The sequence below is a fragment of the Microbacterium sp. NPDC057407 genome (assembly GCF_042803895.1).
Taxonomy (GTDB): domain Bacteria; phylum Actinomycetota; class Actinomycetes; order Actinomycetales; family Microbacteriaceae; genus Microbacterium.
Genome location: NZ_JBHVCA010000002.1, coordinates 617,092 through 639,063 on the forward strand (window position 1 = coordinate 617,092; position 21,972 = coordinate 639,063).

General features: G+C 69.6%; 23 protein-coding genes. 6 read left to right on the forward strand and 17 right to left on the reverse strand.

Annotation, left to right across the window (positions count from 1 at the left end; translation table 11 throughout):
- Positions 1-5: 5 nt before the first annotated feature.
- The 4 genes from frr to rpsB all read right to left on the reverse strand — a co-directional run bounded on the left by frr (position 6) and on the right by rpsB (position 3,274).
- Positions 6-560, reverse strand: a complete 555-nt coding sequence (gene frr, locus ACFUTX_RS07825; protein ID WP_378862313.1) for a ribosome recycling factor — start codon at positions 558-560, stop codon at positions 6-8.
- 52 nt (positions 561-612) lie between these two features.
- Positions 613-1,332: a UMP kinase gene (gene pyrH / locus ACFUTX_RS07830; RefSeq protein WP_378862316.1), complete on the reverse strand. Its 720-nt coding sequence runs from the start codon at positions 1,330-1,332 to the stop codon at positions 613-615.
- Between the two features lie 82 nt (positions 1,333-1,414).
- Positions 1,415-2,242 carry a translation elongation factor Ts gene (gene tsf, locus ACFUTX_RS07835; RefSeq protein WP_378862319.1) on the reverse strand — a complete coding sequence of 276 codons (828 nt, stop codon included), beginning with the start codon at positions 2,240-2,242 and terminating at the stop codon, positions 1,415-1,417.
- A gap of 111 nt (positions 2,243-2,353) precedes the next feature.
- Positions 2,354-3,274 (reverse strand): 30S ribosomal protein S2, encoded by a 921-nt coding sequence (gene rpsB, locus ACFUTX_RS07840; protein ID WP_378862322.1) that lies wholly within the window; start codon positions 3,272-3,274, stop codon positions 2,354-2,356.
- Between the two features lie 305 nt (positions 3,275-3,579).
- Here rpsB and ACFUTX_RS07845 point away from each other — a divergent pair, with 305 nt between their 5' ends.
- Complete coding sequence (locus tag ACFUTX_RS07845; protein WP_378862324.1) at positions 3,580-4,113, forward strand: murein hydrolase activator EnvC family protein; 534 nt, start codon at positions 3,580-3,582, stop codon at positions 4,111-4,113.
- 1 nt (position 4,114) lies between these two features.
- On the opposite strand, the gene ACFUTX_RS07850 is transcribed toward ACFUTX_RS07845, so the two are convergent.
- Complete coding sequence (locus ACFUTX_RS07850) at positions 4,115-5,020, reverse strand: tyrosine recombinase XerC (RefSeq protein ID WP_378862327.1); 906 nt, start codon at positions 5,018-5,020, stop codon at positions 4,115-4,117.
- A gap of 158 nt (positions 5,021-5,178) precedes the next feature.
- On the opposite strand from ACFUTX_RS07850, the gene ACFUTX_RS07855 reads away from it, so the two are divergent.
- From ACFUTX_RS07855 to dprA, 3 genes are read left to right on the forward strand one after another with little or no spacing between them, the layout of a single operon-like run.
- On the forward strand, positions 5,179-5,547 hold the full coding sequence (locus tag ACFUTX_RS07855; protein ID WP_378862330.1) for a YraN family protein: 369 nt from the start codon (positions 5,179-5,181) through the stop codon (positions 5,545-5,547).
- Positions 5,544-7,070 carry a YifB family Mg chelatase-like AAA ATPase gene (locus tag ACFUTX_RS07860; RefSeq protein ID WP_378862333.1) on the forward strand — a complete coding sequence of 509 codons (1,527 nt, stop codon included), beginning with the start codon at positions 5,544-5,546 and terminating at the stop codon, positions 7,068-7,070. The genes ACFUTX_RS07855 and ACFUTX_RS07860 overlap by 4 nt, the downstream gene beginning before the upstream one ends.
- Positions 7,067-8,284 carry a DNA-processing protein DprA gene (dprA, locus tag ACFUTX_RS07865; protein ID WP_378862336.1) on the forward strand — a complete coding sequence of 406 codons (1,218 nt, stop codon included), beginning with the start codon at positions 7,067-7,069 and terminating at the stop codon, positions 8,282-8,284. The genes ACFUTX_RS07860 and dprA overlap by 4 nt, the downstream gene beginning before the upstream one ends.
- A gap of 19 nt (positions 8,285-8,303) precedes the next feature.
- Here dprA and ACFUTX_RS07870 read toward each other — a convergent pair whose 3' ends face one another.
- The 5 genes from ACFUTX_RS07870 to ACFUTX_RS07890 all read right to left on the reverse strand — a co-directional run bounded on the left by ACFUTX_RS07870 (position 8,304) and on the right by ACFUTX_RS07890 (position 11,318).
- Positions 8,304-8,627, reverse strand: coding sequence for a DUF2469 family protein (locus ACFUTX_RS07870; RefSeq protein WP_056120641.1), 324 nt, complete (start codon positions 8,625-8,627; stop codon positions 8,304-8,306).
- Positions 8,628-8,693: 66 nt separating this feature from the next.
- Entirely contained in the window at positions 8,694-9,353 is a 660-nt protein-coding gene (locus ACFUTX_RS07875) for a ribonuclease HII (protein ID WP_378862339.1), read from the reverse strand.
- Complete coding sequence (gene lepB, locus ACFUTX_RS07880; RefSeq protein WP_378862342.1) at positions 9,350-10,129, reverse strand: signal peptidase I; 780 nt, start codon at positions 10,127-10,129, stop codon at positions 9,350-9,352. Before lepB ends, ACFUTX_RS07875 begins: the two co-directional genes overlap by 4 nt.
- Before the next feature lie 180 nt (positions 10,130-10,309).
- Complete coding sequence (rplS, locus tag ACFUTX_RS07885) at positions 10,310-10,657, reverse strand: 50S ribosomal protein L19 (protein ID WP_378862345.1); 348 nt, start codon at positions 10,655-10,657, stop codon at positions 10,310-10,312.
- A gap of 169 nt (positions 10,658-10,826) precedes the next feature.
- Positions 10,827-11,318 carry an MFS transporter permease gene (locus ACFUTX_RS07890; RefSeq protein ID WP_378862348.1) on the reverse strand — a complete coding sequence of 164 codons (492 nt, stop codon included), beginning with the start codon at positions 11,316-11,318 and terminating at the stop codon, positions 10,827-10,829.
- Between the two features lie 115 nt (positions 11,319-11,433).
- On the opposite strand from ACFUTX_RS07890, the gene map reads away from it, so the two are divergent.
- Entirely contained in the window at positions 11,434-12,216 is a 783-nt protein-coding gene (gene map, locus ACFUTX_RS07895) for a type I methionyl aminopeptidase (RefSeq protein WP_378862351.1), read from the forward strand.
- A gap of 1 nt (position 12,217) precedes the next feature.
- On the opposite strand, the gene treZ is transcribed toward map, so the two are convergent.
- From treZ to rpsP, 7 genes are all read right to left on the reverse strand, one after another.
- Entirely contained in the window at positions 12,218-13,951 is a 1,734-nt protein-coding gene (gene treZ / locus ACFUTX_RS07900; protein ID WP_378862354.1) for a malto-oligosyltrehalose trehalohydrolase, read from the reverse strand.
- Positions 13,948-16,290 (reverse strand): malto-oligosyltrehalose synthase, encoded by a 2,343-nt coding sequence (gene treY, locus ACFUTX_RS07905; RefSeq protein ID WP_378862357.1) that lies wholly within the window; start codon positions 16,288-16,290, stop codon positions 13,948-13,950. The genes treZ and treY overlap by 4 nt, the downstream gene beginning before the upstream one ends.
- Positions 16,291-16,296: 6 nt before the next feature.
- Positions 16,297-18,510 carry a glycogen debranching protein GlgX gene (gene glgX / locus ACFUTX_RS07910; protein ID WP_378862360.1) on the reverse strand — a complete coding sequence of 738 codons (2,214 nt, stop codon included), beginning with the start codon at positions 18,508-18,510 and terminating at the stop codon, positions 16,297-16,299.
- Positions 18,511-18,621: 111 nt separating this feature from the next.
- Positions 18,622-19,299 carry a tRNA (guanosine(37)-N1)-methyltransferase TrmD gene (trmD, locus tag ACFUTX_RS07915; RefSeq protein WP_378862363.1) on the reverse strand — a complete coding sequence of 226 codons (678 nt, stop codon included), beginning with the start codon at positions 19,297-19,299 and terminating at the stop codon, positions 18,622-18,624.
- A gap of 3 nt (positions 19,300-19,302) precedes the next feature.
- Entirely contained in the window at positions 19,303-19,953 is a 651-nt protein-coding gene (gene rimM, locus ACFUTX_RS07920) for a ribosome maturation factor RimM (protein ID WP_378862366.1), read from the reverse strand.
- Positions 19,946-20,176 carry an RNA-binding protein gene (locus ACFUTX_RS07925; protein WP_055965452.1) on the reverse strand — a complete coding sequence of 77 codons (231 nt, stop codon included), beginning with the start codon at positions 20,174-20,176 and terminating at the stop codon, positions 19,946-19,948. The genes rimM and ACFUTX_RS07925 overlap by 8 nt, the downstream gene beginning before the upstream one ends.
- Positions 20,177-20,180: 4 nt before the next feature.
- A complete protein-coding gene (gene rpsP, locus ACFUTX_RS07930) occupies positions 20,181-20,612 on the reverse strand; it encodes a 30S ribosomal protein S16 (protein ID WP_378862369.1) in 432 nt (143 codons plus the stop codon).
- A gap of 192 nt (positions 20,613-20,804) precedes the next feature.
- Between rpsP and ACFUTX_RS07935 the strand changes: the two genes are divergently transcribed.
- Entirely contained in the window at positions 20,805-21,965 is a 1,161-nt protein-coding gene (locus tag ACFUTX_RS07935) for a glutamate--cysteine ligase (RefSeq protein ID WP_378862372.1), read from the forward strand.
- Positions 21,966-21,972 lie beyond the last annotated feature (7 nt).

Here is a 21,972-nt window from a genome sequence, read left to right on the forward strand (position 1 = left end):
GGGCCTCACACCTCGAGGAGCTCCGCCTCTTTGCGCTTGAGCGCCTCGTCGATGGCATCGACGTGCGCGCGCGTGAGGGCGTCCAGCTCTTTCTCGGCGCGGGTCAGCTCGTCCTCGCCGAACTCGCTCTTCAGGTCGTCGAGGTCGTCCTTGGACTTGCGACGGATGCCGCGGACGTGCACCTTCGCGTCCTCGCCCTTCGAGCGGACGAGCTTCACGAACTCGCGGCGCCGCTCCTCGGTCAGCTCCGGGAGCGTGACGCGAATGAGATTGCCGTCGTTCGTCGGGTTCGCGCCGAGATTCGGCTGATCGCGAATCGCCTGCTCGATCGCCTTCAGAGCCGACTTGTCGTAGGGAGTCACGACGAGGGTACGGGCCTCGGGGTTGTTGAGGGAGGCCAGCTGAGCCAGCGGGGTGGGGGTGCCGTAGTAGTCGACGAGGATCTTCTGGAACAGCTGCGGGTTGGCGCGTCCCGTCCGCACCGTCGCGAAGTCCTCCTTCGCAGCCTCGACAGCGCGGTCCATGCGCGCTCCGGCATCGGCCAAGACGTCCGCGATCACAGTGTCTCCTTCGCGTAGATGGGGCGAGGCAAGTCTAGTCAGCGCAGAAGGGTCACGCCGTGACGAGCGTGCCGATCGAGTCGCCGAGCAGCGCCTTCGTGACGTTGCCGGCCGGCTCCATGCCGAACACCCGCATGTCCATGCGGTTGTCCATGCACAGGCTGAAGGCGGTCGAGTCGACCACCTTCAGTCCCCGCTGAAGGGCGTCCAGGTAGGTGATCCGGTCGATACGGGTGGCCGTCGCGTCCTTCTTGGGATCCGCCGTGTAGACCCCGTCGACCCCGTTCTTGGCCACGAGCACCTCGCGGGCGCCGATCTCGAGCGCGCGCTGGGCCGCCACGGTGTCGGTGGAGAAGTAGGGCAGGCCGGCACCCGCGCCGAAGATCACCACCCGTCCCTTCTCCATGTGGCGCTCGGCGCGCCGCGGGATGTACGGCTCGGCCACCTGCGTCATCGAGATCGCGGACTGGACCCGCGTGGCCGCACCCGCCTGCTCGAGGAAGTCCTGGAGGGCGAGCGCGTTCATCACCGTGCCGAGCATGCCCATGTAGTCGGCCCGCCCACGGTCCATGCCGCGCTGGCTGAGCTCCGCCCCGCGGAAGAAGTTCCCGCCGCCGACGACCACCGCGATTTCGACGCGGTCGACCGCCTCGGCGATCTCGCGGGCCATCTGACTCACCACGTCGGGGTTGACCCCGAGCTGGCCGCCTCCGAACGCTTCACCCGACAGCTTCAGGAGGACGCGACGGCGCCCGGTGTTCTCATTGATCACGACGATCCTCTCGTTGACGACAAACTACCGAAGGGCATGAGAAAAGGCCCGCACCGTATCCGATGCGGGCCTTCTCGGGTGCTTACGCGCCGACCTTGAAGCGAGCGAACCCGGTGAGGGTCAGCCCGGCGTCCTTGGCGACCTGCGCCACGGAGACCTTGTTGTCCTTGGCGTAGTCCTGGTCGAGCAGCGAGACCTGCTTGAAGAACGCGTTCACGCGGCCCTCGACGATCTTCGGAAGCGCGGCCTCGGGCTTGCCCTCGTTGCGCGAGATCTCGGTGACGATCTCACGCTCCTTCTCGACCTCGGCCTCCGGGACCTCGTCCCGGGAGAGGTAGGAGGGGTTGGCGAAGGAGATGTGCTGCGCGATGCTGCGGGCCGTCTCGGCGTCGTCGCCCGTGTAGGCCAGCACCACACCCACCTGCGGCGGGAGGTCCTTGCTGGTCTTGTGGAGGTAGATCTCGAAGTTGTCGCCCGACAGCGTGCGCACGCGGCGGAGCTCGACCTTCTCACCGATGATGGCGGCCTCATCGGAGATGAGCTCCCCCACCGTCTGGTCGCCGGCGGGCGCGGCCAGCGCGGCTTCCGCCGACTCGGCGCCGGCGGCAGCGGCCGCCTCGAGCACCTTGTCTGCGAGCGCGATGAAGCGCTCGTTCTTCGCGACGAAGTCGGTCTCGGTGTTGAGCTCGAGGATGGTGACCTTGTCGCCCACCTGCTTCGCGGCGACGAGACCCTCGCTGGTGGAGCGGTCGGCACGCTTGGCGTTGCCCTTGGCGCCCTTGAGGCGGAGGATCTCGACGGCCTTCTCGAGGTCGCCGTCGGCCTCCTCGAGCGCCTTCTTGGTGTCGACCATGCCGGTGCCCAGCTGCTCGCGCAGGGCCTTGATGTCGGCGATCGTGAAGTTTGCCATGGGTGGCGGCTCCTTGCTTGTGGTGAGTTCTGAGGATGCCTCGGCGGGACCGTACTGCGCGCGCTGGCTCAGTGCGATCCCGCCGAGGCGACGTTCATTCGGGGGCGCCGATTACTTGTCGGCGGCCTCGGCGTCTGCGACCTCTGCGGCGTCCTGGTCGGCGTCCGCGGCGATCGCCTCGTCGTGCGCAGCCGCGCCCTCGACATCGGCGGACGACTCGGTGGCGGCCTCGGCGACCTCTTCCGTCTCGGTGGTGGGCGCCTCGGCGGCGCCGCCCTGCTCGAGCAGTTCGCGCTCCCAGTCGGCGAGGGGCTCGGCGTCGGCCGACTCGTCGGTGGGCTGGTGACGCTGGATGAGGCCCTCGGCGGCGGCGTCGGCGATGATGCGCGTGAGCAGGCTCACCGAGCGGATCGCGTCGTCGTTGCCGGGGATCGGGTACTGGAACTCGTCCGGGTCGGCGTTGGTGTCGAGGATGCCGATGACGGGGATGCCGAGCTTCGTGGCCTCGTCGACCGCGAGGTGCTCGCGCTTGGCGTCGATGACCCAGATCGCCGACGGCGTCTTCTGGAGGTTGCGGATACCGCCCAGCGACTTGTGGAGCTTGTCGAGCTCGCGCTTCTTGATGAGCAGCTCCTTCTTGGTGAAGCCGCTCGCAGCCGGGTCGTCGAAGTTCAGCTCTTCGAGCTCCTTCATGCGCGCGAGGCGCTTGGACACGGTCTGGAAGTTGGTGAGGAGGCCACCGAGCCAGCGCTGGTTGACGTACGGCTGCCCGACGCGCGTCGCCTGCTCGGCGACGATCTCCTGGGCCTGCTTCTTGGTGCCCACGAAGAGGATCGTGCCGCCGTGCGCGACGGTCTCCTTGACGAAGTCGTACGCCTTGTCGATGTAGGTGAGCGACTGCTGCAGGTCGATGATGTGGATGCCGGAGCGCTCGGTGAGGATGAAGCGCTTGACCTTCGGGTTCCACCGGCGGGTCTGGTGCCCGAAGTGAACGCCGCTGTCGAGCAGCTGGCGGATCGTGACGACGGCCATGGCCGTTCTCCTGTTCTGACGCTGTCGCGTCTCTTGCGGTTGTGTCGCGTCGGCGGATGGCCGACGAGCCTGGTGCCCGGCACACGCCCGCTCGCAGAGGATCTGCAAGACCGTTGGGAGTGGTTGCCGCACCGCGCTGTCTCGACGACGTCGCGGGTGCTCTGGGCACGCGGAGTCACCCCGACTCGCGGGGTGCCGAACCAGTGTATCAGCAGCGCCTTCTCCCCTGCGCGTTCCGAAGAGCGGTTCTCCCCGACAGGAGCGCAGCGTGCAGGCATCCGGTGCCGAGACGCCATGCTCGGCACATGAGGAACTCGCACGGCACGCGCGCAGGGGGCGTCATCGCGACGGCCCTCGCCCTCCTCCTCGCGCTCCCCGCCGGAGCGGCGGACGGGGTCTCCGCGGGGGCACCGCCCGGCGACGATCGCCGCGCCGACGGCTGGATCTGGCCGGTGTGGCCGCCACGCGTGGAGCGGGCGTTCGAAGCGCCGGCTCATCGATATGGGCCGGGACACCGCGGCATCGACCTTCGCGCGGAACCGGATGCCACGGTCGTCGCCCCGGCCGCGGGCGAGGTGGCGTTCTCGGGGTCTGTCGCCGGGCGCGGCATCCTGACCATCGATCACGGCTCGGGTCTGGTGTCCACTCTCGAGCCGGTCGACTCCGACCTCCCTGCCGGCACCGTCGTCACGGCGGGGCAGACGGTCGCGGAGCTGTCGGTCGGCGGGCATGCGGAGCCGGGCACGCTCCATTTCGGCGTGAGAAGGGATGGCGAGTACATCAACCCGCTGCTGCTTCTGGGCAGCGTGCCGCGCGCGGTGCTCCTGCCCTGCTGCTGAGCTACGCCCGCGGGTGCGCGAGGCGATACGTCGCCGTCAGTCGCTCGCTGGAGACGTGGGTGTAGATCTGGGTCGTTCCGAGACTGGCGTGCCCGAGGATCTCCTGAACGGCACGCAGGTCGGCCCCGCCGTCGAGCAGGTGCGTCGCGGCGGAATGGCGCAGCGCATGAGGACCGACCGTGGCGCCCAGTTCGGGACCGAGAGCCCGGGCGACGACGTCATAGGCGGCGCGGGTGCCGAGGCGGGCTCCCCTGGCTCCGAGGAACAGCGCTGTGGTCTCGGCCCGGTCTCCCCGCCGGGCCAGCAGCGTCGGCCTGGCTCGGACCAGGTAGGCGTCGACGGCGCGGGAGGCGGCGCCTCCATAGGGCACGACCCGCTCCTTCGCCCCCTTGCCGAGAACGCGGGCCGTGCGCCGCTGGCGGTCGAGATCGGCGACATCGAGCCCGCAGAGCTCCGACACCCGCAGACCCGCCCCGTACAGCATTTCGAGCAGCGCGTGGTCGCGCAGCGCGACGGGGTCGCCCTCGGCCGCCGAAGCCGCCATGGCATCGAGGACGCGCGTGAGCGCATCGGCGGTCGCGACGCGAGGCAGCGTCCGTCCGCGTTTGGGTGCCACCAGTCGAAGGGACGGATCCTCCGACAGGAGTCCGGAGTCGGCACACCACGCGAAGAAGCCGCGCGCCGTGGAGGTGCGGCGGGCGATGGTCGATCTCGCGTCGCCCCGCTGCGTGGCTCGCCACAGCCAGTCCCGGAGGGTCTCGAGGTCGACCGACGCCAGTGGGACCGATCCCGTCGTCGTCGACAGATCTGCGAGATCGGCGCGATACGCACGCACGGTCGCGGGCGACAGCCGACGGACGTCGGCGAGCATCCGTGCGTACGCGTCCGCGGCGTCCTCCAGCATCATGCCTCCAGCATCGTGCACGCGGCACCTGGCTCGGCGGCGGCGCGCTCCGTGCCATGGGATCAGGCACCGGCTCCTCCCCAGCCGTGCGCGTCGTCCGCCCATGCACGGATCGCGCTGCTCACCCGGATCGTGCCGCTCCTCCCCCGCACGATGAGGACATGGCAGCGAAAGACGACCTCGGGCGAGCCGGCGAGGAGCGGGCGGCGACGTACTTCAGGGACCAGGGATACGCGATCCTCTCCCGCAACTGGCGGTGCGACGGCGGCGAGATCGACCTCGTCGTCGGCTCCGCGGACGACATCGCGATCGTCGAGGTGAAGACGCGCCGCAGCGAGGCGTTCGGTCACCCGTTCGAAGCCGTCGACTCCCGCAAGCGCACCCGTCTGTGGCGGCTCGCGGTGGCCTGGGCTGCCGCGCATCGCGACGCCGTGCAGGGGCGCCGACTCCGGGTCGACGCTGTCGCGCTGACCGGATCCGATCCGCGCACCGCTCGGCTCGAGCACATCGTCGACGTGGAGGTGCCGTGAGCGTCGCGCGGACGTGGGCGGTCGCCCTGCTCGGCGCGGAGGGCGAAGTCGTCGAGATCGAGGCCGACCTGTCGAACCAGACGCCGGAGTTCAAGATCATCGGGCTTCCCGACAAGGCACTCGGTGAGGCCGTCCAGCGGGTGCACAACGCCTGCACGAACAGCGGCATCCCTTTGCCCCGGCGGCGCCTCACCGTCAACCTCTCTCCCGCCAGCCTCCCGAAGCACGGCTCCGGGTTCGACCTCGGGATCGCGATCGCGTGCCTGGCGACCGAGGGGAAGATGGATGCCTCGTCCCTCATGAGAACCGTGCATCTGGGTGAACTCGGGCTGGACGGTCGGGTGCGTCCGATTCCCGGCATCCTCCCCGCCGTCCTGGCTGCAGCGCGCGCCGGCCGAGACCGCGTGGTGGTGCCGTGGGCGAACGTGGCCGAGGCACGTCTCGTGGGGTCCGTCGAAGTCGTCGGGGCGGTCAATCTCGCGCAGGTGGCGGCCCTCCACGGAGCGGAGGTCGACCCGCGCGACGACGACCCGGTCGAACTCGACGACGATCACCCTCCCGTCGGGGCAGCACCCGATCTCGCTGATGTGATCGGTCAGTGCGAGGCCGTCGAGGCGCTGGTCGTCGCGGCCGCGGGCGGTCACCATCTGCTCATGTGCGGCCCACCGGGCGCTGGAAAGACCATGCTGGCGCGCCGACTCCCGGGCATCCTGCCCGAGCTGGATGACGACGCGGCGCTCGTGAGCGCATCCATCCGGAGCCTCTCCGGATCCCGGGTGGTCGAGCTGTCCCGGACGCCGCCTTTCGAGGCGCCGCACCACAGCGCCAGCGTGGCCGCGCTCGTGGGCGGCGGATCCCGCACGGTGCGGCCGGGCGCCATCGCCCGCGCCACCGAAGGCGTCCTCTTCCTCGACGAGGCGGGTGAATTCACCGCCGCCGCCCTCGATGCGCTGCGGCAGCCGCTCGAGAACGGTTCGATCACCATCCACCGGGCCGCTGCCACGGCGGAATTCCCGGCGCGCTTCCAACTCGTGCTCGCGACGAACCCCTGCCCGTGCGGCAACTACGGCATCAAAGGCGGCTCGTGCACCTGCCCGCCCGCAGCGATACGTCGCTATCTCGGTCGCCTGTCGGGACCGCTCCTGGACCGCATGGACATCGAACTCACTCTCTCGCGGGTCTCGGTGGCCCAACGCGAGCTCGACGTCGCCGCCATGACCACAGCGGACGCCCGCGCACGCGTCATGGAGGCTCGACACCGCACGAGGCGCAGACTCGTCGACACCCCCTGGCGGGTCAATGCCGAGGTGCCGGGAACCTGGCTGCGGGAAGGACCCGCGGCGCCGCCGCCGATGGTGAGACGTCCGTTGGACGCGGCGCTGCACCGCGGCGGGATCACTCTGCGCGGCTACGACCGCGTACTGCGGGTCGCCTGGTCTCTCGCCGACCTGAACGGCCGCCCGCAGCTCAGCGCCGACGAGATCGGCCGGGCGCTCTACCTCAAGAAGGGGATCGCCCTGTGAGACCGCTCTTCGACCCCGCAGCCGCACAGGAAGCGCTCGGTCCGGCCGCAGTAGCGGGTGAAGATCCGGATGCCGCGCGAGAGCGCTACGCGACGATCGTCTGGAGCCACCTCGTGGAGCCGGGCGACGCGGTCGCCGGGCGGCTCGTGCTGGCGCACGGCTGGTCCGGCGCCCTGCGGATCGCCACGGGTGACCACACCGCCGCATCGCTCACCCCGAGGGAGCTCGCCGAGGGCAGGAAACGCTGGCTGCCGCGCCTCGACGCCGAAGCGGTGACCCAGAGTCTGCGCACCGGCGCGCGGGCCGGCGTCACGGTCGTCACCCGTGCGGACGCCGAATGGCCGCAGCACCTCGACGATCTGGGCCCGCACGCGCCGCATTGCCTCTGGATCCGTGGCGAGGCCGGCCGTCTCACCGCGCTCGAGCCCGCCGTCGCCATCGTGGGCGCTCGCGCCGCGACGTCGTACGGCGAGCATGTCGCCGTCGAGCTGGCCGCCGACCTCGCAGGCGGCGGCGTCGCCGTCGTCTCCGGCGGGGCGTACGGCATCGACGGCGCCGCGCACCGCGCAGCCCTGATGAGCGGGGGCGTCACGGTCGCCCTGCTCGCCGGCGGCGTCGATCGCGCGTACCCTGCCGGGCATGCCGCGCTGATCGACCGCGTCGCGACACACGGTGTCGTGGTGAGCGAGGTGCCGTGCGGATCGGCGCCGACGAAGTGGAGATTCCTCCAGCGCAACCGGCTGATCGCCGCGCTCACCCAGGGCACGGTGGTCGTCGAGGCGGGCTGGCGGAGCGGCTCGCTCAACACGGCCGGCCACGCGGCCGCTCTCGGCCGAGCCCTCGGCGCGGTCCCCGGACCGATCACGTCCGCCGCGTCGGCCGGATGCCACCGGCTCCTCCGCGAGTACGGGGCCTCCTGCATCACGAGCGCGGACGACGTGCGCGAACTCATCGGCGCCGACGCCCTCACCCTCGCCCGAAGCGGCCCCGGTTCGGGCGCAGACCACCATCGCGACGGTGAACGCCCGGCCACCGACGACACGACGCGGGTCACGGACGCGCTGAGCACGCGCTCACCGCGAGCCGTTGCAGACATCGCGAGACGTGCCGGGATGGCGGCGGATCAGGTCGAGGCGATTCTCGGACTCCTGCACCTGGAAGGCGCCGCCGCGCCCACGACGAACGGCTGGCGGCTGACGAGGTCGAGCGGCTGAGGCATCCGCCCCGGACGCCTCACGTGTCGAGCGAAAGCTCCTCGGGCAGATGGAAGTCCCGCCGCTGAAGCTCCTCGACGTTGACGTCCTTGAAGGTCAGCACCCGGACCGCCTTGACGAAGCGATCCGCGCGATAGATGTCCCACACCCACACGTCCGACATCGAGATCTCGAAGTAGAAGTCGTGCTCGGTGTCACGGCGCACGACGTTCACCTCGTTCGCGAGGTAGAACCGCCGCTCGGTCTCGATCACGTACTGGAACTGCGAAACGACGTCGCGGTACTCGCGGTACAGGGCGAGCTCGAGCTCACGGTCGTAGTCTTCGAAGACTTCGTCATCCATGGTGTCCCCATCCTACGGGGGCGACCGGATGCCGCGCGTCCGCGTCCGCCGACGGCGGACAGCCCCTCAGAAGAGAGTCGGAGCGTCGGCGATCGACCACGACGCCCGGTGGTGCACGCTGATGCCGTGCTCGCGGATCGCATCGCGATGATCGGGGCTCGCGTACCCCTTGTTCCGTGCCCAGTTGTACGCGGGCAGTTCAGCGTGGAGCCCGGTCATCAGCGCGTCGCGGGCGACCTTCGCGATGACGGACGCCGCAGCAGCCGAGGCGCAGTCGCGGTCGGCCTTGATGACCGGCCTGACGACCAGCCCGTCGGCTCCCGCGGGAGTGATGTAGTCGTAGTTGCCGTCGAGGAGCACGATGGCATCTTCGGGGATCACGCCGTGCGCGCGGAGGTCCGCCAGGGCTCGCAACGAGGCGAGGCCCAACGCCCGCATGATGCCGAACTCGTCGATCTCGGCCGAACTCGCCCAGCCGACCGCGCTCGCCGACACCCACGACGCAGCGCGCGCCGCGACATCCGCCCGCTTCGGCTCCGGCACGAGCTTGGAATCACGGAGACCCTGGGGGATGCGCTTGCGCGACCGAGGTGCGTCGATCACCGCGGCGCCCACGGCCACCGGCCCCGCCAGCGCGCCACGCCCGACCTCGTCGCACGCGATGACGATCGCATGCTCCCGCAGGAGGCGTCGTTCGAGGGTGAGGCGCGGCTCCGCCACCGTCATCGCGCGGGCTCCTCCTGGGCTGGCTCCGGCACACCCGCGAAGTCGTCGTGATGGAAATCGAGGGATCCGAACCGGTCGAAGGGCCAGGTCACCAGGAACGCGCGGCCGACCACGTTGTCGACGGGCACGAAGCCCTCGCCCGGCTGATCCTGGTTGTAGCGCGAATCCTTCGACCGGTAGCGGTTGTCGCCGAGCACCCACAGGCTGTCGGCGGGAACGACGACGTCGAACGGGTCGCCTGACGCAGCCGAGCCGTCCGAGGGCAGCTTGATGTAATCGGTCTCGTCGATCGGCACGCCGTTGATCGTGATCTGACCGAGAGCGTTGCAGCACACCACATGGTCTCCCGGGAGACCGATCACCCTCTTGACGAGATGGTCATCGCTGTCGGGTGCCGACAGTCCGACGAGCGACAGGACCCACTCGACGGCCTCCACCGCGGGAGGGCGCGCCGGCTCGGTGCTCGGCGGCAGCCACCCGCCCGGATCGCGGAAAACGACGATGTCGCCGCGCTCGTATCCGCCGAAGCGCGGGGTGATCTCATCGACGAGGATGCGGTCGTTGATGTGGAGCGTGTCCTCCATCGACCCCGAGGGGATGTAGAACGACCGCACCAGGAAGGTCTTGACGAGGAACGACACGAGCACGGCGATGAGCACGATCACCAGCACGTCGCGCAGGAACGTCAGCCATCCACGGCGACGCGCCGGAGCCCGCCCCGACCTCGACCGGGACGACGGCGCCGGCTCGGCAGAGGCCGTCTTCTCGGTCGTCATACAGCACCCCTCACCGACTCGCCGCGGATCGGCGAGTCGTCCCTCAAGCGTCCCACATTCCGGGAGCGCTGACGTGTCCTCAGAGGACGGTTCCCGGAGGCTTCGCATCCGCAGGAGGCCGGCGCGAACCACGAAGCCCCCGGATCGCGAGGGATCCGGGGGCTTCGACGCGGGAGGAACTCAGTTCTCGCGCTTCTCCTTGATCTTGGCCTTCTTGCCACGGAGGTTGCGGAGGTAGTAGAGCTTGGCGCGGCGGACGTCACCGCGGGTCACGACCTCGATGTGGTCGATGACCGGCGAGTGAACCGGGAACGTGCGCTCGACGCCGACCTGGAAGCTGATCTTGCGGACGGTGAAGGTCTCGCGCACGCCGTCACCCGAGCGGCCGAGGACGACGCCCTGGAAGACCTGGATGCGGGAGCGGTTGCCTTCGGTGATGTTGACGTGCACCTTGACGGTGTCGCCGGGCCCGAAGGCGGGGATGTCGGAGCGCAGCGATGCCGCGTCGACGGAGTCGAGGATCTGCATGATCGTTTCTCTCTGCGGCCGCCACAGGTCGACCGCGGGAAGTATCGGAATGGAGGGTTCGTGCCCGAGGCCGTCGGCAGGAAGCCGTTCGACTGATTCCCCTGAGGCAGAACCTGGTCAGGGCACAAAGGTCAATTCTGCCACGGATGACGTGCGCAGCCAAAACGGCTCAGGCTGCGGGCGGTGCCTGCTTCTCGCTGACGATGATGACGTCCTGCGGGACGGCACCGGGGCGCTCGGATGCGGCGGGGATGTACGCCATCCCCTCGGTCGTGCGCAGCACGAGCCGCGCGGGCTTGGCTTCGCTCCACAGCTGCCACAGCTCGAGCCAGAAGAGCCCCAAGCCGACGACGATCGCCAGCACCATGACCGGCACCCACGCCGCCTGGTCGAAGAATCCCAGCGAGATGACCAGCAGGTGCCAGACGGCCAGGCCGAGAACGTCCCACCACGACACCGCACGATGCGCCCGCACCGTGCCACGCGCCCGCACGAGCAGAGTCAGCAGCAGCTGCCAGAGGAAGACGCCGGGGATCGCGAACAGCATCCAGAGGAAAGCCCACCCCTGGGCGCCCGAGATGATCCAGCCGACGAACAGCCACAGGGGCAACACGAAGGCGGCGGGGATCATCCAGGAGAAGAAAGCACGCCTGAGCCACATGCCTCGCATGCTACGCCCGTCAGCCCGCACACGACACGGCTCGGAGCGCTCGCGGGGCATCCTCACAGCCGGACCCTCGCTCGTCGGCCAGAATGGAGGAGACGAGAGGATTCACATGATCGAGTTGCGCACCCCGGCTGAGATCGAGGCGATGAAGCCCGCCGGGCGATTCGTCGCCGAGACCCTCGCGACGCTGCGCGACGAGACGAAGGTGGGCACCAACCTGCTCGCGATCGATCGCCGGGCGCACGACCTCATCCGGCGCGCGGGGGCGGAATCGTGCTACATCGACTACCACCCCTCGTTCGGCGCACGCCCGTTCGGCAAGGTCATCTGCACCTCCGTCAATGACGCGGTGCTGCACGGGCTCCCCTTCGACTACGCGCTTCGCGACGGCGACCTCGTCTCGCTCGACTTCGCGGTCTCGGTGGACGGGTGGGTTGCCGACTCGGCCGTCTCGTTCGTGGTCGGAACGCCCCGCGACGAGGATCTCGCGCTCATCGACACCACCGAGCGGGCGCTGGATGCCGCGATCCGGGCAGCGACGGTCGACAACCGCATCGGCGACATCTCGGCCGCGATCGCCGCCGTGGCCCACGGCGACGGCTATGCGATCAACACCGACTTCGGCGGCCACGGCGTGGGACGCATCATGCACGGCGACCCGCACGTGCCCAACGACGGGAAGCCCGGCCGCGGCTATCCTCTCCGTGCCGGCCTCGTCGTGGCGCTCGAACCGTGGTTCCTCCAGACGACGGACGAGCTCGTCACCGATCCCGACGGATGGACGCTGCGATCGGCCGACGGCTCGCGCGGCGCCCATTCCGAGCACACCGTCGCCGTCACCGCCGACGGGCCCATCGTGCTCACCGACCGCGCGTGGCTCGGCGTGGACTGACTCACTCGCCTGCGGACGGCACCACGACGACCGCCGAACGCGGCGGGAGCTCCGCTCGGCCCGCGGCCATGGTCGCGCTCGCGTCCGTCGCGAACACGATCCGACCTCCGTCCTCCACGTCGAGTTCCACCGCACGGGTCGAGAAGTTCACGAGCACCTCGGCGCCGGGCCGGCGAAGCCGGAACCAGCGCGCGTCCTCATCCGCCGACGCGGAAACGTGCCGGAAGTCGGGGTCGGTCACACCGGGCAGCGCCCGCCGCAGCGCGATGAGCTCGCGATACACCGACAGCAGGCGAGCATGGAAGCCGGCATCCGTCTCGTCCCAGTCGAGCTTCGACCGATGGAACGTCTCGGGGTCCTGAGGGTCGGGCACGACGGACTCGTCCCAGCCCATGCGGGCGAACTCGGCTTTCCGTCCCTTCGCCGTCGCCTCGCCGAGTTCCGGCTCGGGGTGCGAGGTGAAGAACTGCCACGGGGTGGACGCGGCCCACTCCTCCCCCATGAAGAGCATCGGCGTGAACGGCGCGAGCAGGGTCAGCACCGCGCCGATCGCGAGGCCGCCCTCATCGAGCGACTGCGAGAGCCGGTCGCCTGCCGCTCGGTTGCCGATCTGGTCGTGGTCCTGCACGAAGGTGACGAGCCGCGACGTCGGTATGCGGGGATCGATCGGGTGCCCGTGCTCGCGGCCGCGGAAGGATGAGAACGTGCCGTCGTGGAAGAAGCCGCGTGTCGTCGCCTTCACCAGCGACGCGAGCGGAGCGAAGTCCTCGTAGTACCCCGTCGTCTCCCCGGTGAGGGCGACGTGCAGGGCGTGGTGGTAGTCGTCGCTCCACTGCGCGGTGAGACCGTACCCGCCCGCCTCGCGAGCGGAGATCAGCCGCGCATCGTTGAGGTCGCTCTCGGCGATCAGCGTGAGCGGCCTCCGGATGTGCGCGCTGAGGGCCTCCACCTCTTCGGCGAGCTCCTGAAGGATGTGCCGCTCCGAGCGATCCTTCAGTGCGTGCACGGCGTCCAGCCGCAGTCCGTCGACGTGGAAGTCCCGAAGCCACATCAGCGCGTTGTCGACGATGTAGCGGCGCACCTCGCTCTCGTCGAGGTCGACGGACGACCCCCACGTGTTCGACTCCGCGTCGCGGAGGTACGGTCCGAACTCGGGCAGGTAGTTTCCGCTCGGGCCGAGGTGGTTGTAGACGACGTCCTGGATCACCCCGAGGCCGACGGCATGGCACGCATCGACGAAGCGCTGATACGCGGCCGGTCCGCCGTACGCCTCGTGGACGGCATACCAGAGCACTCCGTCATATCCCCAGTTGTGCACACCGTTGAACGCGTTGACCGGCAGAAGCTCGACGAAGTCGACACCGAGATCGATCAGGTGGTCCAGTCGCCGGGATGCGGCATCCAGCGTTCCCTCCGGCGTGAAGGTCGCCACGTGCATCTCGTAGATCACACCGCCGGCCAGCTGCCGCCCCGTCCAGCTCCCGTCCGCCCACGCGTGCGCATCGAGGTCGACCACCGCGCTCAGGTCGTGGACGCCACGCGGCTGACGGAGCGATCGCGGGTCGGGGCGCACGCCGCCGCCGTCGAGCACGAAGCCGTACTCGTCACCGGGCGCGAGCTCGACCGACGATCGCCACCAGTCGTCGGGCCCTCGCTCCATCGCGGAGTCGGAACCCGCAGCGGGCGCCCGCAGCGCGACCTTCTCGGCGCGGGGCGCCCAGACCGCGGGCCTCATGCCTCACCTGCGACGAGGAGTGCCACCGGGTAGATGTCCAGCAGGTCTCCCAGGGCGATCTCGCGTCCGCGGAAGACCCGACCGGTGAAGACATCGGTCGTCGGTCCGTCGTGTCTGAGCAACGTCGTGCCCTCCCATGGTGATCCGGATGCCGCCGCCCGGCGTGCGAGCGCAACGGGAAGCCGCGTGGCCACGACGAGAGCCCCGCCGCGGTCCACGGCGATCGCGTGGTGCGCAGCCGGTCCGGCGACCGTCGCCGGGGTGTAACGGGTGAACAGCTCGGGCCGTTCGCGGCGGAGTCGGAGCGTGCGCGTCGTGACCAGCTGCTTGGCCGCACCGGTGCGATCGACGAGCGGCTGCATGCCGTCGTCGATCGCCGAGAGGAGCGTGCGGCGCGCCTCGAAGTCGACCGGACGACGGTTGTCGGGGTCGACGAGGCTCTGCTCCCACAGCTCGCTCCCCTGATAGACGTCGGGGACGCCCGGGCCGGCGAGCTGCAGCGTCTTCGCCGAGAGCGAGTTCGACCAGCCGGCCGCCTCGATCTCGGAGACGAACGATTCGACGCGAGCGTTCAGGTCGGCGTCGTCGAATGCGGCGTCCACGAGCGCGTGCATCCTCGCCTCGAAGTCCGCCTCGGGATCGAGCCAGGACGTCGCTTCGGCCGCTTCCCGAGCGGCCTTCTCGGCGTAAGCGTGCAGCCGGTCGCGCGAGGCCGGCCACGCCCCCACGACCGCCTGCCACAGCAGGGCGTCGAAGGGCCCGTGGCCGGTGGACGCCCGCTGCCGGAAGTCCGACAGCACCTCTCGCCACCTGTCCGGGATCTCCGCGAGCACCGACAGCCGTGCACGCACGTCTTCGCCTCGCTTGGTGTCGTGCGTCGAGAGCGTCGTCATGGCGTGCGGCCACGCCGCGTGACGGAGCGCCTGCGCACGGTGGAACTCGTCCACCGACAGAGCGAAGATCGACGGATCGGCTCCGACCTCGGTCAGTGTGCCGAGGCGCGTGCGGCGGTAGAACGCGGTGTCTTCGACCCCCTTCGCCATGACCATTCCGCTGGTCTGCTGGAAGCGCAGCGCAGCGGGGTGCGTCTCGTCGGCGAGGACGGGGATGAGCTGATCGATCGCCGACTCGAGGTCGGGCCGGTGGGTGCGCGCGCCCCGGACCGCCGCGTCGAGGTGCTCCCGGCCCGCCGGAAGGTAGGACCGATAGACGGGGAAGCGCGCCAGGAGCTCGGCGAGGGCGTCCTCCATCCGCGGATCGTTCGCCGCCCCGGCGTCACGCGCGAGTCGCCGGACCTCGGAGTGGAGGATGCCGTCGGCGATGCCGCGCTTCGTCTCCGCGATCAGGTCCTCCCACGAGCCCGCGGGCGGGAGCCCCGTGGCTCGGCGCAGCTCGGCGTCGAGCTCGTCGAGCGCGTGCTCCCCGCCGGGGTCGACCAGGACGCGGTCGATCTCCGCGAGGGCGTCGTATCCGGTCGTTCCGTCGGTGGCGAAGAACTGGGGCAGGTCCTCGCCCGGCTCCAGGATCTTCTCGACCAGAACGTACGCGCCGCCGGTGAGCGACGCCAGGCGATCGAGATACTCGGCGGGAGCGCGCAGCCCATCCGGGTGATCGACACGGAGCCCGTCCACCTGGCCTTCGGCGATCCAGCGGCCGATCTCGGAGTGCGTGCGATCGAAGACGGCCGGGTCCTCGACCCGCACCGCCGCCAGGCTCGACACTCCGAAGAAGCGGCGATAGTTGAGATCGGATGCCTCGCGCCGCCACTCCATCAGCTCGTAGTGCTGTCGCTCGGCCACCTCGCGCACGTCGTCGCCGGGTTGCGCCGAGCCCGGGGCGAGCGGGAAGCGATGGTCGTAGTAGCGCAGCTCGTCACCCTCGACCCGCAGCGCCCCGGAGGCCGCGGCATCCGCCACGCTCTCGCCGAGCACCGGAAGGCGCACCTTCCCGTTCCCGAAGGTCCAGTCGATGTCGAACGTGTCGGCGTACGGCGACTCCCGACCATGACGCAGGACGTCCCACCACCACGGGTTCTCGAACGCGCGGGCCACGCCCACGTGGTTGGGGACGATGTCGACCAGCACGCCGAGGCCCGCTTCCCGGAACGTCCGGCTCGCCCGCGCCAGCGCTTCAGGCCCGCCCCGGGCGGGGTCGACGACCGTCGGGTCGACGACGTCGTAGCCGTGATCGGAGCCCTCGGACGAGCGCAGGATCGGCGACAGGTAGACCCAGTCGACGCCGAGGGCGACGAGGTAGTCCGCCAGCGCGGCGGCGTCGTCCAGGGTGAACCCGGCGCGGATCTGCAGCCGGTAGGTGGAGATCGGACGCGAGAGTGCCACGATGTCCTACCGGCTCAGCTCTGCGCGCGGCGCCGCTCCCGGCACCTCGTCCGGGCCTGCCACTGCCGTCACAGCGAGCGACGCGGCGACCGTGTGACCGACCTCCGGCTCGGGCACCTCGTGCTCGCGCAGAACCATCAGCGACCGTCCGGGGACGGCCAGCGACGAGCCGGGCTCCACCGGGTCGGTGTTCGCGTGCTCGCCCGCGGTGTCGACGACGACGTCCCACTTGGGGCTGAACTCCACGGCCGGGATCGCGAATTCGACGACATCGTCACCGGCGTTGAAGAGCACGATGAAGTGGTGGTCGGAGATGGCCTCGCCGCGCCGGTCCCGCTCGCGGATGCCGTCGCCGTTGAGGAAGACCGCCACGGCCTTGCCGAAGCCCGAGTCCCAGTCCTCGGGCTGCATCTGCGTCCCGTCGGGACGCGCCCACACGATGTCGGGGATCGGTGCGCCCTCCTCGCGTCGGACCGGGCGTCCGTTGAAGAACCGGCGACGACGGAAGGTGGGATGCTCCCGCCGAAGCCGCGCCAGGGCCGCGGTGAACTCGACGAGGGGCTGATCGACGGCGTCCCAGTCGACCCACGTGATCTCGTTGTCCTGCGCATAGCCGTTGTTGTTGCCGCGCTGCGTGCGGCCCAGCTCATCGCCGTGGAGGAGCATGGGCACGCCCTGCGAGAGCATGAGCGTCGCGATGAAGTTGCGCTGCTGCCGAGCGCGGAGCTCGAGTATCGCAGGATCCTCGGTCGGCCCTTCGACGCCGCTGTTCCACGAGCGGTTGTCGTCGGCGCCATCGCGCCCGTCTTCGCCGTTCGCGTCGTTGTGCTTCTCGTTGTAGGACACGAGGTCCCGCAGAGTGAATCCGTCGTGCGCGGTGACGAAGTTGATCGAGGCGACCGGCCGGCGGCCGGAGTGCTCGTACAGATCAGCCGACCCGGTCAGCCGCGAGGCGAACTCGCCGAGCGTCGCGGGCTCTCCCCGCCAGAAGTCCCGCACGGTGTCGCGGTACTTGCCGTTCCACTCGGTCCACTGCGGGGGGAAGTTGCCCACTTGATAGCCGCCCGGACCGACATCCCAGGGCTCGGCGATCAGCTTGACCTGCGAGACCACCGGATCCTGCTGCACGAGCTCGAAGAACGTCGCCAGCCGGTCGACCTCGTAGAACTCGCGGGCGAGCGTGGACGCCAGATCGAACCGGAAGCCGTCGACGTGCATCTCGAGCACCCAGTAGCGCAGCGAGTCCATGATGAGCTGCAGGGTGTGCGGGTTCCCCGCGTTGAGGCTGTTGCCGGTCCCCGTGTAGTCGGTGTAGTAGCGCTTGTCGTCGTCTTCGAGGCGGTAGTACGCCTCGTTGTCGATCCCTCGCATCGACAGTGTCGGGCCCAGGTGATTCCCCTCGGCGGTGTGGTTGTAGACGACGTCGAGGATCACCTCGATCCCGGCGGCGTGGAGCGCCTTCACCATGCTCTTGAACTCCTGCACCTGCTGTCCGCGCTGGCCGCTGGCCGAGTACGTGTTCTGCGGAGCGAAGAACGCGATGGTGTTGTACCCCCAGTAGTTCGAGAGCCCCTTCTCTTCGAGCACGGAGTCGTTCACGAACTGGTGCACCGGCATCAGCTCGATGGCTGTGACGCCGATGCGCTGCAGGTGCTCGATGATCGCAGGGTGGGCGATCGCGCTGTAGGTCCCCCGGATCTCCTCCGGCACAGCGGGGTGCAACTGGGTCAGCCCGCGCACGTGGGCCTCGTAGATGAAGCTCTCCGCGTACGGCGTCTTCGGCTGGCGGTCGCCGCTCCAGTCGAAGTACGGATTCACCACGACGCCCATCATCTGGTGGGCGGCGGAGTCCTCGTCGTTGCGGGAATCCGGATCGCCGAAGTTGTACCCGAAGACGGGCTGGCCCCAGTCGACCTGTCCGTCCACCGCCTTCGCATACGGATCCAGGACCAGCTTGTTCGGGTTGAACCGCTTGCCCGACGCGGGGTCGTACTCCCCGTGGACTCGAAAGCCGTATCGCTGGCCCGGCTGGACGGCCGGAAGATACCCGTGGTGGACGAACGCGTCGACGTCCACGAGTGGGACCCGGGTCTCTGTCCCGTCGTCGTCGAACAGGCAGAGTTCGACCTGCTCGGCGCCCTCACTGAAGAGGGCGAAATTGGTCCCGCTGCCATCGAACGTCGCGCCGAGCGGATACGGGGAACCGGGCCAAACCTGCATGAGACCTCCACCTCATCGAGGACTTCACGATATCCGCGACGACGAACCCGCGGACGGGGCTGGCTATCGCTCCACCCTTACGGTAGGCGCCCGGGGGCCGACGCGGGACCGTCAGGAGAGAAGATCGGGGCGGTGTGTCCGCGTGCGCTCGATGCTCTGCTCTCGCCGCCAGGACGCGATGGCCGCATGATTGCCGCTCAGCAGGATCGGCGGCACCTCGTGCCCTCGCCACAGCGCCGGCTTGGTGTAGCTCGGGTACTCCAGAAGGCCGTCTTCGTGCGACTCCTCGACGAGGCTCTCGGGATTGCCGACGACACCGGGAACAAGGCGCGAGACCGCCTCGACGATCGCCATCGCCGCGACCTCTCCGCCGTTGAGCACGTAGTCGCCGAGGCTCACGAGGCGAACGCGTCCGCGCTCGGAGTAGTGATCGATCACGCGCTGATCGATGCCCTCGTATCTTCCGCACGCGAACACGAGATGCTGCTCGGCGGCGAGCTCGCGAGCCAGCGACTGCGTGAAGAGCTCGCCCGCGGGCGACGGGACGAGAAGAACGGCGTCGTCGGTCAGCAGGTGATCGAGCGCCTCCCCCCACGGCTCGGGCCTCATCACCATGCCGGCTCCGCCGCCGTACGGGGTGTCGTCCACCGTCCGATGGCGATCGTGAGTCCAGGCGCGGAGATCGTGCACGTGCATGTCGAGGATGCCGCGCTCGCGAGCCTTGCCGATCAGCGAGACGTCGAGCACGTCGAAGAACGCCGGGAAGATCGTGACGATGTCGACGCGCATGCGCTAATCCTGGGGAGCGTCCTCGTCGCCCCCGAGGTCTTCGAAGAGACCCGGCGGAGGTGTGACGACGAGTCGTCCGCCGGCGATGTCGACCTCCGGGACGATCGCCTTCACGAAGGGCACGAGCACCTCATGGCCTTCTGCCTCGGAGTCGTCGCCGCGGCCGCGAACGATCAGCAGATCCTGCGCGGGCATGTGATCGACCCGGATGACGCGTCCCACCGTCTCGCCGTCGCGGACGACGTCCAGCCCGACCAGTTGGTGATCGAACCACGCATCATCCTCGGCGGGCGCGGACTGCGGGTCCTGATCCACCCACAGAATGGCTCGCACGAGCTCTTCCGCCGCATTGCGGTCGTCGACGCCCTCGAAGAAGGCCACCGGGTGGCTGTTCATCCACCGGAACTCCCGCACGGTCAGCGGTCGGCCGTGCCACGGGGACGAGGCGGGAACCTGAAGAGTGAAGCTGGCCCCGGGCGTGAATCGGCCTTCGGGGTCGTCGGTGTACAGCTCGAGCTTTAGCGCGCCCTTGAGTCCGTGGGCCTTGACCAGGCGACCGACGCGCAGTTGCGTCTTTCCGGCGGGCGGAGCCGCCTTCGCCGTGGCCTCCGGGTCGGCACCCGGGTCGTTCGCGTCGCCTGACACCTCAGTCATCCGCGACGTCGACGCGCACGCGCCTGCCGTCGGCGAGCGCGCTGATGAGGGTGCGCAGGGCTTTGGCCGTGCGGCCGCCGCGCCCGATCACACGACCCCGATCATCCGGGTGGACGTGCACCTCGAGCACGTCGCCACGAGGCGACGTCGAGGAATCGATGCGCACGGCGTCGGGGTGATCGACGATCCCCTTGACGACGTGCTCGAGCGCGGCGGCGAGCAACGGATTACTCGGCGGATTCGGCGGCGTCGTCGGCCGCGTCGGTCGCCTCGTCGGCCGGAGCCGCTGCGGGCTCTTCGGCCTTCTTCTCAGCCTTGGGCTTGATGACCGACTTCTTCGAGGAGTCGACCTCGAACTCCGGCTTCGCGTCCTTGGTGCGGACGGTCGACACGGCGTCCTTGTCACCCTGGAAGCGACCCCAGTCGCCGGTCAGCTTGAGGATGGCACGGACCTGCTCGGTCGGCTGCGCGCCGACGCCGAGCCAGTACTGCGCACGCTCGGAGTCGACCTCGATGTACGAGGGCTCCTCGGTGGGGTGGTACTTGCCGATCTCCTCGATGACACGACCGTCGCGCTTGGTGCGCGAGTCGGCGACGACGATGCGGTAGTAGGGGGCACGGATCTTGCCGAGGCGCTTGAGACGAATCTTGACAGCCACGATTCTCCTGAATGTGTGGGAAGTGAACGAACCGGTCGCCTGGAGCGTGGGGTGCACACCCGGCGGAAGCTCAGAGGAGGATCGCCGCGCTGGATAGAGGGTCGAGCGGGTGATCCGACCCTCTATTCTGCCAGATCACGAGGTGTGGTGTGAACGACGCCGCCGAAGGGTGCCTCATGCCACAATGTGCGAATGACGGTGCCCTTCGCGACATCCGCCCGCTCGTCCGTGGGAATCGAGTGGGAGCTCATGCTCGCCGACGGCGAGACCGGCGACCTCGCGCCGCGCGCCCCCGAGGTGCTCGCCGATCTCGAAGAGCGCACGGCGCTCGAGCGGTACACGGTCACCGGCGAGCTGCTCACGAACACGGTCGAGGTGACCAGCGGAGTCGGCGACACCGTGGCGGCCGCCGTCGACGACATCGCGGACGCCATCGCGGCGGTCCGCGCCGAGACGACGCCGCTCGGGGTCGAGCTGCTCTGCGCCGGCAGCCATCCGTTCGCCCAGTGGTACGACCAGCAGGTCACCGACAAGACGAGGTATCACAAGCTCATCGAGCGCACCCAGTGGTGGGGACGCAACATGATGATCTGGGGCATACACGTGCATGTCGGGGTCGACGACGTGAACAAGGTGTTCCCGATCATCAACGCGCTCGCCGTCTATCTCCCCCACCTTCAGGCCCTGTCGGCGTCGAGCCCCTTCTGGGCCGGAGAGCGCACGGGGTACGCCTCGAACCGCTCGCTGGTCTTCCAGCAGCTGCCCACGGCCGGCCTCCCCTGGCCGCTCGAGACCTGGGCCGAGTTCGAGAGCTATCTCGACGATCTCGTCGGCACCGGCGTCATGGAAGATGCCACGGAGGTGCGGTGGGACATCCGTCCCGCACCCCGCTGGGGCACGATCGAGGTGCGGGCGTGCGACGGCATGTCGACGCTGCCCGAGCTCGCCGCGGTGGCCGCCCTCGTGCAGGCGCTCGTCGAGAGCTTCTCCCGGCAGCTCGACGAGGGCCGCGAGCTGCTGACGCTCCAGCCGTGGTTCGTGCGCGAGAACAAGTGGCGCGCGGCCCGGTACGGCCTGGACGCACGGATCATCGTCGACCGTGACGGCACGCAGATGCCGGTCGTGGAGCATCTGCGCGGCGCACTGGAGCAGGTCGCCGACATCGCTGTCGAATTGAAGTGCGCGCGCGAGCTGGCGGGGATCGAGACGACCCTCACCCAGGGAGCCAGCTACGCGAGACAGGTTCGCGTCGCGGAGGCGGCCGACGGCGACCTCCGCGAGGTCGTGCAGCATCTGATCCGCGAGTTCCGGAACGGTCCGACGCTGCGCGAGCATCTCTCGCTCGCCGGCTGAGACCGCA

Coding starts and splice junctions, on each gene's coding strand:
- treZ (WP_378862354.1), bottom strand. CDS start 13,951: ATGAGGCCCGCGGTCTGGGCGCCCCGCGCCGAGAAGGTCGCGCTGCGG.
- ACFUTX_RS07890 (WP_378862348.1), bottom strand. CDS start 11,318: ATGTGGCTCAGGCGTGCTTTCTTCTCCTGGATGATCCCCGCCGCCTTC.
- lepB (WP_378862342.1), bottom strand. CDS start 10,129: ATGACGACCGAGAAGACGGCCTCTGCCGAGCCGGCGCCGTCGTCCCGG.
- ACFUTX_RS07935 (WP_378862372.1), top strand. CDS start 20,805: ATGACGGTGCCCTTCGCGACATCCGCCCGCTCGTCCGTGGGAATCGAG.
- tsf (WP_378862319.1), bottom strand. CDS start 2,242: ATGGCAAACTTCACGATCGCCGACATCAAGGCCCTGCGCGAGCAGCTG.
- ACFUTX_RS07870 (WP_056120641.1), bottom strand. CDS start 8,627: ATGGATGACGAAGTCTTCGAAGACTACGACCGTGAGCTCGAGCTCGCC.
- glgX (WP_378862360.1), bottom strand. CDS start 18,510: ATGCAGGTTTGGCCCGGTTCCCCGTATCCGCTCGGCGCGACGTTCGAT.
- ACFUTX_RS07845 (WP_378862324.1), top strand. CDS start 3,580: ATGAGGAACTCGCACGGCACGCGCGCAGGGGGCGTCATCGCGACGGCC.
- trmD (WP_378862363.1), bottom strand. CDS start 19,299: ATGCGCGTCGACATCGTCACGATCTTCCCGGCGTTCTTCGACGTGCTC.
- ACFUTX_RS07855 (WP_378862330.1), top strand. CDS start 5,179: ATGGCAGCGAAAGACGACCTCGGGCGAGCCGGCGAGGAGCGGGCGGCG.
- ACFUTX_RS07850 (WP_378862327.1), bottom strand. CDS start 5,020: ATGATGCTGGAGGACGCCGCGGACGCGTACGCACGGATGCTCGCCGAC.
- rpsB (WP_378862322.1), bottom strand. CDS start 3,274: ATGGCCGTCGTCACGATCCGCCAGCTGCTCGACAGCGGCGTTCACTTC.
- rimM (WP_378862366.1), bottom strand. CDS start 19,953: ATGACTGAGGTGTCAGGCGACGCGAACGACCCGGGTGCCGACCCGGAG.
- map (WP_378862351.1), top strand. CDS start 11,434: ATGATCGAGTTGCGCACCCCGGCTGAGATCGAGGCGATGAAGCCCGCC.
- rplS (WP_378862345.1), bottom strand. CDS start 10,657: ATGCAGATCCTCGACTCCGTCGACGCGGCATCGCTGCGCTCCGACATC.
- ACFUTX_RS07875 (WP_378862339.1), bottom strand. CDS start 9,353: ATGACGGTGGCGGAGCCGCGCCTCACCCTCGAACGACGCCTCCTGCGG.